Consider the following 12,355-nt stretch of genomic DNA (forward strand, 5'->3'; position numbering starts at 1 on the left):
ACCATCCGGGCATATAGGCTCACCCAATGCCATGATCATTGTTACGGTAACGGAACCTGACAAAAACCCTCCCCACCTCACGATCTGTCAGTCTTGCCGCGATCAGTTCGCCCCTGACTGGGAGAAGCGTGGTGGGTACCATCCTCAAGACCGATCGGGTTCATGAGGCCCTTGCAGAGCAGGTGCGGCGCACCCCTGACCGCATCGCTGTGGTGGCGGGCACGACCCGCGTGACGTATGCCGATCTCGACTCACGCGCTGAGCGGATCGCCGGCGAATTACGTGCCCGGGGCGCAGGCCCCGGTGACTCGGTGGGCGTTTGCCTGGACAGAGACGATTCGCTGATCGCGGCGCTGCTGGGAGTGTGGAAGGCGGGCGCCGCCTACGTGCCGCTCGACCCGGCCTATCCCGCCGACCGGCTGGAGTTCATCGCCGCCGACGCCGGGATGGCCCACCTCATCACCTCGGAGCCGGTGGCCCGGAGGCAGGAGGCGGTGCTGCGGGCCTCTGGCGCCGAAGCCCTGCTGATCGAGTCCGTGGGCGACGGCGCCGGAGCCACGGGCCGGACCGCGCCTTCGGTCCCCGGCAAGCCGACGGACGCCGCCTACGTGATCTACACCTCCGGCTCGACCGGTCGCCCCAAGGGCGTGGTCATCGAGCATCGCAACGCCATGGCGCTGCTGCGTTACGAGGCAGGGCGGTACCCCGACGAGCTGGGCGGCATGCTGTTCGCCACGTCGGTGTGTTTCGACCCCTCGGTGACGCAGATGTTCCTGCCGCTGCTCTGCGGCGGGACCGTGATCGTGGCCGACAACCTGCTGGCGCTGTCCGCGCTCCCTGCCCGCGACGAGGTGACGGCCGTGTACGGCGCGCCCTCCGCACTGGTAGCGCTGCTGAGCGAGCCGCTCCCCGCCAGTGTGCGCATGGTGATCGCCGGAGGTGAGCCGTTCACCAGGGCTCTGGCCGATCGCATCTACGCCAACCCTGGCGTGCACCGCGTGGTAAACGTATACGGGCCGACCGAATGCACGGTGACCTGCACTTCCTCCGAGGTGCTCCGCGACGGACAGGGCGAGCCGCCGATCGGCTCCGCCTATGCCGGTTCCGTGCTCAGCGCACGCGACACCGCTGGGCGGCCGCTGCCCGAGGGCGAGATCGGGGAGCTGTGGGTGGCAGGGCCATTGGTCGGCAGAGGCTATCTGAACCGGCCCGAGCTGACCGCCGAGCGGTTCGTGACCGACGACGATGGCGTGCGGCACTACCGCACCGGCGACCTCGTCCGCCGCGAGAACGGGATCTACCACTACGCGGGCCGCAACGACGACCAGGTCAAGGTGGCCGGGTTCCGGGTGGAGCTGGGCGAGGTGCAGGGCACCCTGACCCGGCATCCAGGCGTGAACCACGCCGTCGTGCTGACCCAGGTTGACGCACGCGACGTACGGCGCCTGGTCTCCTACGTGCAGCCGGTCGCACGGGATGAGGCCGGGCCCACCGGGGCGGAACTGAGTGAGGCGGGGCTACGCGAATGGATGCGCGAGCGGCTGCCCGACTACATGGTGCCGTCCAGAATCGCGATCTTGGACCGTATCCCGCTCGGGCCAACAGGGAAGATCGACCGCGCCGCTCTGCCCGTACTGGAGTTCGCCCCCGAGCTGGGCGCCTACGTCGCGCCGCGGAACGACATCGAGCGGCGGCTCGCTGAGATCATCGGTGCGGTGCTCGGCGTCGAGCGGGTGGGCATCCACCATCACTTCATCGACCTGGGCGGTCACTCCCTGGCCGCGGCCCGGATCTGCGCGGTCATCGAGCGGGAACTGGGCGCGCGGGTGGCGCTCACCACGTTCCTCGGCCGGCCCACGATCGCCGAGCTGTCCCCGCTCGTGGAGGCCGCCGAGGCCACGCCATCCGGATCCGGCGCACCCCGGCTGGCCCGCCACCCGGGCAGGGACCGCTACCCGCTCACCTCCGCGCAGTACGGCATGTGGCTGCTGCGTGAGGTCAGCCGCACCAGGAACGCCACAACGCTCGCCTTCCGCCTGCGCCTGACAGGACTCGGCTCGGCCGAGCCCGTCAGGGCCGCACTGGACGCGCTGGTCCGTGAACACGAGGTGCTGCGCACCGTCACGGTGGTCGGCGAGGACGGCGAGCCGGTGGCCGAGGTACGGTCACCCGCGCCGGTCCCGCTGGAGGAGCACCGCTACTCCCCCGGCCTGGCCGAGCAGCTCTCCGTCCACGGCTTCGACCTGTCCGCGGACGTCCCGCTACTGCGCGCGGCCCTGCTCTGGCACGACGAGCGGACCGCCGAGCTGATCATCGTCACCGACCACACCGCCTACGACGGCTGGTCCAACGCCACGCTCATGGCGGCGCTGACCGGCACCGTCGCCGAGCAGCCCGTCCAGGTCGGAGACGTGGCGCTGCTGGAGCAGGAGCTGACCGCCGACCCGGCCAGGATGGAGCGCCTGCGCGCGTTCTGGGCCGAGGAGCTGGCCGGGGCGGCGCCTCCGTACGACCTGTCGGCCCGCGCGCAGAGCGGCCCCAGCCGCTTCCGCGGCACCCGGCTGGTGCGCGGAGTGCCGCCGCGGATGGCGGCCAGGGTGGGTGAGCTGGCCGCGGCGACCGGCACTACCCCGTTCGCGATCTACTTCACCGTGCTCGGCCTGCTGGTGGCCGCGCAGACCGACCGGCCTGACGTGCTGCTCGGCGCGGCCGTCGCCGACCGCGCCCATCCCGAACTGGAAGGGCTCGTCGGCCCACTGGTCGACGTGCTTCCCGTACGCCTTCGCATCGACGGCGACTTGTCCGTACGGCAAGCCGTCACCCAGGCGGCGGTCGCCACGGCCCGCTCGCTCGATCACGTCGGCCTGCCCCCCGAGGAACGTCTGGCCGTCTCCGGCATCGAGCGTCCTCGCGGCACGATGCTCACCCCGGTTGTGCTCTCCTACCAGCCGCCTGCCGTACCGGTGCGGCTGGAGCGCGACGGGCTCGGCGTGGAGCTGCTCGGCGAGCTGAGCGGCGGCGGGGCTCAGGCGCCGCTCACACTGTTCGTCAACACCACGGTCGAGGGCGTCGAGGTCCAGGTCGAGTACGACATCGACCACTTCAGCCGGGAGGAGGCCGAGTCCTTCGCCGACCGGTTCATGCGACTACTGGAGGCCGCGGCAACCGGTCCTGAACTGCCGCTGTCGGCGTTCGAGCTGGTCACCGCCGAAGAGCGGGCCACGCTGCTGGCCTGGGGCACCGGCGCGCCTCTGGCTGAGGCCGGCTCGGCCACCGTCGTGCACGAGGTGTTGGAGCAGGCTGCCCGCCACCCCCGGCGGGTCGCGGTGGCGGACGCCGCGGGCGAGCTGACGTACGCCGAGCTGGCGGAGGCGTCGGCCCGCGTCGCCGCCGCCCTGCGCGAACCACTCGCCGTTGATCCCGTCCCCGAAGGCGGCCACGTCGTGGCCGTGTGCCTGCCGCGTGATCGGCATCTGCCCGCCGCGCTGGTCGGCGTGGGCAGAGCGGGCGCGGCCTACGTGCCGCTCGAACCGGGCCATCCGGCCGAGCGGCTGCGACACCAGCTCGCCGACTCGGGCGCCGGCGTCGTGCTCGCGGCCGGGGACACCGTCCCGGTCGCGCGCGGGCTGGCGGAGTCCACAGGGGCGACCCTGCTGGACCTGACCGACCTCGCTACCCTGCCGGACGGCGACGCGGCCCCCGCCACCACGTCTGATGGGCTGGCCTACGTGCTCTACACGTCCGGCTCGACCGGCCGGCCCAAGGGCGTCGAGGTCACCCATGCCAACCTGACGGCGTTCGTGGCGGCCATGCGGGTCACGCCCGGCATCCGCGACGACGACATCATGCTCGGCCTCACCCCGTTCTCCTTCGACGTCTTCGGCTTCGACCTGTGGGTCAGCCTGTGCAACGGGCTCCGCCTGGAACTGCTCGACCGCGATTCAGCCGTCGACGGCCGCGCCGTGGCCCGGCGCATCGACGGCTCCGGCGTCACGCTGCTCACCGCCACTCCCACCACGCTGCGCATGCTGGTCGCCGCCGGCTGGTCGGGCGGCGCCGACGTCCGCGTGGTCAGCATCGGCGAGGTCCTCGACCCTGCGCTGGCCGGCGCCCTGCTGGCCCGCGTGGGTGAGTTGTGGAACTCCTACGGCCCGACCGAGACGACCATCTACTCCACCATGACCAGGATCACCGCTCCCGTCGGCGACAGCGTGCCCATCGGCGGGCCGCTGCCCGGCGAGCGGGCCTGCGTGCTCGACCAGGTGGGTCGGCTCGTCCCGCCGGGCGTGCCCGGTGAGCTGTGGATCGGCGGCGCGGGCGTGGCAAGGGGCTACCGCGGCGCCCCGGCGACCGCGTTCGCCGACGATCCGCTCGCGCCAGGCGAGCGCCGCTACCGCACCGGTGACCTGGCGTGCTGGCGCCCTGACGGCACGCTCCACTTCCTCGGCCGCCGCGACCATCAGGTGAAGGTCCGCGGTCACCGGATCGAGCTGGGCGAGATAGAGGCCGCGCTGCGCGAGAGCGCACCCGACGCGGTGGTCACCGTGCACGAGGAGCACCTCGTCGGCTACCTGGTCGGCGTGACAGGCGACAGGGTGGCCGACACCGGGGCGCTGGAGGCCGCGCTGGGCGAGCGGCTGCCCGACTACATGATCCCGCGCCGGTGGATGGCGCTCGACACGCTGCCCACCACCTCGTCGGGCAAGGTCGACAGGAGCGCGCTGCCCAAGCCGGACCACGCCACCACCCGGACCCTGATCCCGCCGAGCAGCGACGCCGAACTGCTGGTCGCCGAGATCTGGCAGGCGGTCCTCCAACTGGAGACGGTCGGCGTCGACGACGACTTCTTCCGGCTCGGCGGCCATTCGCTGGCAGCCCTGCTGGTCACCGGACGTCTCACGGAGGCGCTGGCCATAGAGGTGCCGGTGCGGCTGCTGTTCGAGCGGCCGGTGCTCGCCGCGCTCGCCTCGGCCGTCGAGACGCTGCTGATGGCGGAGCTGGAGGCGGACAGATGACCGAGGCGCGGCAGAGCCTGCAAGACCGGCTGGCGGTACGGCTGGCCGCCGCCCGCCGTGCCGCGGCCCGTACCGTGCCCGGCATCCCCGCCAGAACCGGGGAATCGCCCGCCCCGCCGTCACCCGCGCAGGCCCGGCTGTGGTTCCTGGATCAGCTCGCCGAGCCGGGCAACGCGGGCGCCTACAACGTCCCGACGGCCGTCCGGCTGCGCGGCCCGCTGGACACCGCAGCGATGCTGACCGCCGTGCGCGAGCTGGCCGAGCGTCACGAGGTGCTGCGCACGCTGGTCGACCAGGACCACACCACCGTGGTCGGCGCCGACCTGGTGCCGATCACGGTCGAGGACGTGGCCGACCGGGAACTGCTGGCGGGACGGCTGGAGCGGGAGGCGTACCGGCCGTTCGCGCTGGGTGCCGAGCCGCCGACCAGAGCGGTGCTGTACCGCATGGACGGCGACGAGCACGTGCTCCTGCTGACCGTGCACCACATCGCCTTCGACGCCTGGTCGAGGGACGTGGCGATGGCCGAGCTGGCGGCGCTCTACACCGCCGGGCTCGGCCTGGGCGAGCGCCCGGCGCAGCCGCGGGTGCAATACGGCGACTACGCGCAGTGGCTCGCCGGGCAGCCGGAGAGCGACGTGAGCTGGTGGACCGACCGGCTCGTGGGCCTCGAACCAGTGCTCGACCTGCCCACTGACCGCCCGCGCCCGTCCATCGCGGACTGGGCGGGCGACGAGGTGCCCGTCCGGCTCGGCCCGGAGCTGGCCGCAAGGGTGCGGGCGGCGGCCGCCGAGATCGGGGGTACGCCGTTCATGGTGCTGCTGGCGGCCTGGCAGGAACTGCTCGGCCGGGTGTCGGCCACCGACGACGTGCCGGTGGGCGTCCTGGAAGCGGGCCGCCTGCACCCCGACACCGAGAGGATACTGGGCTGCTTCGTCAATACGCTGGTCATGCGGGGTGACCGGTCAGGCGAGCCGACTGGCCGCGAGCTGCTCGCTCGGGTCCGCGACACGGCACTGGACGCGTTCGGGCACCGGGAGACGCAGTTCGAGCGTGTGGTGGAGGTGCTGCACCCGGATCGGAACCTGGCCACCACGCCGATCTTCCAGGCGGTGCTGAACGTCGTGGACACCTCGCCGGAGCCGCCGCGCTTCGCCGGGCTGGAGGTCGAGGTCTTCGAGCCGCCGCTGCGGATCGCCAAGTACGACCTCAACCTGGCGCTGGCCAAAGCCGGCGACGGCTACGAGGGCTCGCTGGCCTACCGCGCCGACCTCTTCGACGCGGGCACGGCACAACGGGTCGCCGGCTGGTATGTGACGCTGCTGAAAGGGATGCTCGATGATCTCGACTCCCCTGCCGCCGCGGTGCCCCTGGAGCCGGTGACCGGGCCGCTGATCGCGGGACCGCGCCGGGACTACGACCTGTCCAGGCCGCTGCACGCGTGGTTCGAGGACTGGGCGGCGCGTACGCCTGAGGCCGTCGCCGTCACCGACCCGGCGGGCACGCTGACCTATGCCGAGGTCGACTGGCAGGCCAACCGGATCGCGCACCGGCTGCTCGCGGCCGGCGTCGGGGCCGACGACGTGGTCGGCGTCCTCGCCGAGAGGCACGGACCGCTCGTCCCGGCGATTCTGGGCGTGCTCAAGGCGGGCGCCGCCTACATGCCGCTCGAACCGGCCTACCCGGACGACCGGTTGGCGTACATGGTGTCCTGCGGAGCCCGGCTGGTGCTGGCCGAGCGGGCGCTGGCCGCGCGGTTGCCCGGCGCTCTGGTCCTGGAGGACGTGCTGGCCGAGGACCTGCCGGAGACCTCTCCTGACGTGCCGGTCCTGCCGGAGCACCTGGCCCACGTACTGTTCACGTCGGGCTCGACCGGGCGGCCAAAGGGTGCGGCGGTGGAGCACCGGGCGGTCCTGCACTACCTGAGGGCGGTGGCCGAGCGGATCGACGGCGAGTACGCCTCTTGGGGTGTGGTCTCCACGATGGCCTCGGACCTGGTGATGACCTGCCTGTTCGGGGCGCTCATCAGCGGCGCCACCGTGCACCTGGTGGACCAGGACACCGGCACCGACCCCGACGCCTACACGCGCTACCTCGCCGCCCATCCGGTCGAGGTGATCAAGATGGTGCCCAGCCATCTGGAGTTGCTGGGGGCGCACGGCGACCTGGCCGCCATGCTGCCGTCGGAGTTACTCATCCTGGCGGGCGAGGCCACCTCATGGGAGCTGGCCGAGCGCATCAGGGCGGCCAGACCGGACCTGGAGCTGCAGATCCACTGCGGTCCCACGGAGACCACGGTGTCCGTCCTGAGCTGCACCGCGCCGGAGGCGCCCACGGGCACAGCGGCCGTCCCGCTGGGCCGGCCGCTGGCGAACGTCGACTGCTACGTGGTGGACCCGGCCGGCAGACCGCTGCCCGCGGGCGTGCCGGGAGACCTGTGGATCGGGGGTCCCAGTCTGGCGCGCGGCTATCTCGGCCGTCCCGATCTGACGGACGAGCGTTTCGTGCCCGACCCGGTCACCGGCATCACCCGGTGCTATCGGACCGGTGACCGGGTACGGCTCAACGCGGAGGGCCTGGTCGAGTTCCTCGGGCGGGTCGACGACCAGGTCAAGATCCGCGGCTTCAGGGTGGAGCTGGGCGAGGTCAAGGCGGCGCTGCACGACCAGCCGGGCGTGCTGGAGGCGGCGGTCCTGCCGATCGGCGAGGCGCACAACCGCCGCTTGGCCGCGTGGATCGCACCCGCCACCGTCGACCTCGCGGCGGTCCGGGCTGGTCTGCGGGAGCGGCTGCCCGAATACATGGTGCCGCCGGCGATCGTCGTCCTCGACACGCTCCCGCTCACCCCGCTCGGCAAGGTCAACCGGGCCGCGCTGCCGATGCCCGAGGTGGCCACGGCGGGCGAACGGGTGGCCCCGAGCACGCCGACGGAGCTGCGCGTCGCCGCGGTCTGGGCGGGCGTGCTGGGCACGGAGGACTTCGGCATCGAGGACGACTTCTTCGCCCTCGGCGGCGACTCCTTCATGGCCGTGCGCGCGGTGAGGGAGATCGATCCGGCGCTGCGCGTGATCGACCTGTTCACCCGGCCGACGATCCGCGAGCTGGCCACCCATCTCGACTCGGACGACGGGGCCGAGCCCGGGCTGCTGCACCGGCTGGCGGGGCCCGCCGTGGCGAGCCGTACCGTACTGTGCGTGCCGTACGGCGGTGGCTCGGCCGCCGCCTATGGGCCGCTGGCGACCGAGCTGGCGACCCGGCATCCCGGCACCGCGGTGCTGGCCGTAGAGCTGCCCGGCCACGACCCGGCCCGGCCCGAGGAGCCGATGCTCTCCCTGCCCGAGCTGGTCGATCGGGTGATGGCGGAGCTCGCCCCGCTGACCACCGGGCCGATCGCGCTCTACGGACACTGCGTCGGCTCGGCTTCGGCCACCGAACTGGCGCTGCGCCTGGAGGAGTCGGGCGTGCCGGTGGCCGGGCTGTTCATCGGCGGCAGTTTCCCCGACGCCCGGTTACCCGGCCGGATCTCCGCCTGGTGGAACCGGAAGTTCCCGGCGAACAGGTGGTCATCCGACCGGTCGCAGCGCGACTTCCTGCGCACGCTTGGCGCGCTCGACGAGGACACCGGCGACACCGCGATCATGCTACGCGGCCTGCGGCACGACGTGGAGGAGGCACAGGCCTGGTTCAGCGGGGAGCTGGCCGCTGCGGGCACGCGCCGAAGCGACGAGAACGGCGTGATCGACGGCGCGCGCAAGCTGGCCGCGCCGGTGCTGTGCGTGATCGGCGAGCGCGACCGCTCCACCGAGCTCTATCAGGAGCGCTACCGGGAGTGGGGCGCCTTCGCCGAACGTGTGGAGCTCGCCACCATCCCCCGCGCGGGCCACTACTTCCTCAAGCACCAGGCACCACTCCTGGCCGAGCTGATCGACGGTCACCTCGACGGCTGGGCGGCGGGTCGGATGCCGCCACCGATCGGCGAGGTCGAGGTGGTCGGCGAGCGTGCCCGCAGGGACCTGCGCCGCTTCTACACCATGGCGGTCGGGCAGACCGCTTCGCTGCTGGGCAGCGCGCTCACCGCGTTCGCCCTGGGCGTGTGGGCCTATCAGGAGAGCGGGCGGGTGTCGGACTACGCGCTGGTCTCGATGCTGGCAACGCTGCCGTCGCTGCTGGCCTCCCCGCTGGGCGGGGCCGTGGCGGACCGGGTGGACCGCCGGCTGGTGATGCTGGCCTGCGACACCATGTCCGCCGTCGCGACGGCCGTGCTGGTGGCGCTGCTGGTCATCGGGCGGCTGGAGGTGTGGCAGGTCGGTGTGATCTCCGGCGTGCTGTCGCTGGTCACGGCCTTCCATCGGCCCGCCTACCTGGCGGCCGTGGCGCAGCTCGTGCCCAAGCCGTACCTCATGCAGGCCAACGCGGTCGCCAACCTCGGTACCGGGCTCGGCATGCTGCTCGCCCCGCTGGCCGGGGCGGCCCTGATCACGCTGATCGGCGTGCACGGCGTGGTGGCCGTGAACATCGCCACCTTCGTCATCGGCCTGTCCACACTGCTACTGGTGCGCTTCCCCGACCGGATGTTCCACCGGCTGGAGGAGACGTTCACGCAGGCCATGGTGGGCGGCTGGCGCTTCCTCGTACGGCGCCGCCCGCTGATGATCATGATCGGGTTCTTCGTCGTGGAGAACTACCTCGGGATGCTCGCCCTGGCGGTGACCGTACCCACCGTGCTGTCGTTCGGCGACGTGGCGGCCGTCGGCACGGTGACCGCGGCGCAGGGTATGGGCGCGGTGCTCGGGGCGCTGGTCATGGTGTTCTGGGGCGGCACGGAGCGGCGGGCGATCGGCATGGTCGGCTTCGTCAGCGGCTTCGGCCTGGGCGTCCTGCTGATCGGACTACGCCCGTCGGTCGCCCTGGCGGCGGCCGGCGGCTTGCTGTCGTGGCTGTTCCTCAGCATCCTCAACGCGCACTGGCTGTCGATCATCCAGCTCAAGGTAGGACTGGAGCTGCAGGGGCGGGTCCTGGCCACCAACCAGATGCTGGCGGTGTCCATGACGCCGCTGGCCTTCCTCACCGCACCGGCCCTGTCCGACCTCTTCGGCCCGCTGCTGGAGCCTGGCGGGGCGCTGGACGGCACGATCGTCGCTCAGCTCGTCGGCGTCGGCCCGGGCCGGGGCGTGGGGCTGCTCCTGGCGGTGACGGGCGCGCTGCTGGTGGTGTGGGGCGCCCTGGGCCTGTGGTATCGGCCACTGCGGCTGATGGAGGACCACCTGCCGGACGCGGTGGCGGGTGCCGAGATCGCGGACGATCTTGACGGTGTGCAGGAGGAGGCGGACAGGGAGCTGGCGCGCGGCCACGCGTGACCACCTTTCCCGCCGTACCGAACAGCTCGCCACAGCCGGTCCCGGCGGGGGCGAATCCACGTATTTGCCCCCACCGCGCTCACTCGATCATCGACGGCGTCGGCGATTGAGCTATGGGCCTGAAATGTGAACGACTGATGGGCCGGCCGCGTGGCACATCCGACGCAGCGGCCACATCCGACGAAATCCTACTCAGTAGGGTTTCGTCATGATTTTCAAGAAACCCTACTGACGCGATGCCGAACCCGGGCGTAGCTTCGAAGCAACTCCATCGCCCGAGCCGAGGTGACCCATGACAAGTCACAGCACGATCATGGAAGCGCGGATGTCGCTCGCCACCCGGCTCAAGGACCTCCGCACCGCCCATACGGGGGACGGCCGGCGGATGACCGGCGAACGCCTGGCCGAGGCCATGGGGTGGCACGGACGTAAGGCCCGCATCTCCAAGATCGAGAACGGGCAGCAGGTCCCGAGCGAGGACGACATCCGCGCCTGGGCCACCGCCTGCGGCGCCGAACACGAGATCCCCGACCTGCTCGCCGCCGCCCGTCATATCGACACGCTGTACACCGAATGGCGCCGCCTGGAGCGGAACGGACTCGGTCAGGTCCAGGAAACGTTCATCCCCCTGTACGAGCGGACGACCCGGTTACGCGTGTGGCAGCACTCCACGGTGCCCGGCCTGCTGCAGACCGAGGCGTACGCCCGCGCCCACCTGTCCACGATCATCTCCTTCCGCGGCATACCCGACGACCTGGACCGGGCCGTGGCCGCGCGCATGGCGCAGCAGCAGTCGCTCGGCGGCGTGCGGCGCTTCGTGTTCGTGCTCGGCGAGCAGACGCTGCGCACGCCCATGGTGAACCCCGCAGGGATGAACGCCCAGCTCGACAGACTGGCCACCTACACCCGGGACAATCCATACGTCAGCCTCGGCATCCTCCCGTACACCCGCAAACCCCCCGTCATGCCGCCGGAGAACTTCTGGCTGTACGACGCCAGCGAGGTCCGGGTGGATGGGGTGGCGGCGCAGTTCCGGATCAAGAAACCGGATGACGTCGCCGTCTACGAGAAGGCGTTCACGGCACTGGCCGAGGTAGCGGTGTACGGGCAGCCCGCGCTGGCTTGTATCGACGCGGCTCGCCGAGATCTTTAAGAAACTTTTCGAAACTTACTTGAGCTGCGGCGACGCTGGTTCGTACCTTCAAGTCGGACCACTTCGCGGCGGTCGGAAGGCTCCCGGACTTCCAAAACCCCGGCCGCCGCAAGCAAAGAACCACCTCTGTGAGGAACCCGCTGTGTCACCCACCGCCTTATCTGCGGTCGTCTCCACATGCCGGCCCGCGACTTCACCGCCGTCCGCGCTCCGCGACCGCACTTTCGGCGTATCACCCCCCGCACCGCGTCCTCACAGCTCTCACCCGCTGTCCGCCGGCTCCCCGAACCACCGCCAGGCGTCCCGCGGGTCATTTTGGCAGCGCCCATCCCTTCGTGTAGCCCCCACCTCACGATTGGAGCACGGCAATGATCCCCCTGCTGGATCGGTCGACCCTGACCGATCCGTGCGACCTCGTCGACGTGGGCCTGCTCGATCGGCTGATCGAGCGAGTCGCACGCGACTACTGCACCACCACCGCCTACGCCGAGCGAATCATGCGGCAGACACTCGGTTTTCTTGCCACATGTGCCCTCAATCCGGACGCCGGTCTGTCACCCTCGGAAGAGGTGGACAAGGGCTGGCACGCCTTCCTGCTTCACACCCGCGAGTACGCGGCGTTCTGCGAGCAGGTGGCCGGACGGTTCATCCATCACAGGCCCGACGACCCGGCAGGGGAAGCGCTCCGCCCCGCGGCTGAGCGAGTCGGCGCCACCGTACAAGCCATGCGTGCCGCCGGTCTCCCGGTGGACGTCGAGTTGTGGATCCCCGACGGCAGATGCGGTCAGTGCTACTCCGGCTGCGCCGACGACTCCGGAAGTGGAGGATGA

Annotated in this window: 4 protein-coding genes; all 4 read left to right on the plus strand. The window is 71.4% G+C overall.

Annotated elements, in window-relative coordinates; all coding sequences use genetic code 11:
* Window positions 1–131: 131 nt before the first annotated feature.
* Window positions 132–5,015 carry an amino acid adenylation domain-containing protein gene (locus ACGFNP_RS38860; protein WP_393327356.1) on the plus strand — a complete coding sequence of 1,628 codons (4,884 nt, stop codon included), beginning with the start codon at window positions 132–134 and terminating at the stop codon, window positions 5,013–5,015.
* Window positions 5,012–10,372 carry an amino acid adenylation domain-containing protein gene (locus ACGFNP_RS38865; RefSeq protein ID WP_393327359.1) on the plus strand — a complete coding sequence of 1,787 codons (5,361 nt, stop codon included), beginning with the start codon at window positions 5,012–5,014 and terminating at the stop codon, window positions 10,370–10,372. Before ACGFNP_RS38860 ends, ACGFNP_RS38865 begins: the two co-directional genes overlap by 4 nt.
* A gap of 292 nt (window positions 10,373–10,664) precedes the next feature.
* Complete coding sequence (locus ACGFNP_RS38870) at window positions 10,665–11,525, plus strand: helix-turn-helix transcriptional regulator (protein ID WP_358336344.1); 861 nt, start codon at window positions 10,665–10,667, stop codon at window positions 11,523–11,525.
* A gap of 368 nt (window positions 11,526–11,893) precedes the next feature.
* On the plus strand, window positions 11,894–12,355 hold the full coding sequence (locus ACGFNP_RS38875; protein ID WP_393327362.1) for a glycine-rich domain-containing protein: 462 nt from the start codon (window positions 11,894–11,896) through the stop codon (window positions 12,353–12,355).

Source organism: Nonomuraea sp. NPDC049269, from assembly GCF_043197155.1.
Lineage (GTDB): Bacteria > Actinomycetota > Actinomycetes > Streptosporangiales > Streptosporangiaceae > Nonomuraea.

What these genes read in the sequence shown, in the direction of transcription:
- ACGFNP_RS38865 (WP_393327359.1), top strand. Translation starts at nt 5,012, where the DNA reads ATGACCGAGGCGCGGCAGAGCCTGCAAGACCGGCTGGCGGTACGGCTG.
- ACGFNP_RS38870 (WP_358336344.1), top strand. Translation starts at nt 10,665, where the DNA reads ATGACAAGTCACAGCACGATCATGGAAGCGCGGATGTCGCTCGCCACC.
- ACGFNP_RS38875 (WP_393327362.1), top strand. Translation starts at nt 11,894, where the DNA reads ATGATCCCCCTGCTGGATCGGTCGACCCTGACCGATCCGTGCGACCTC.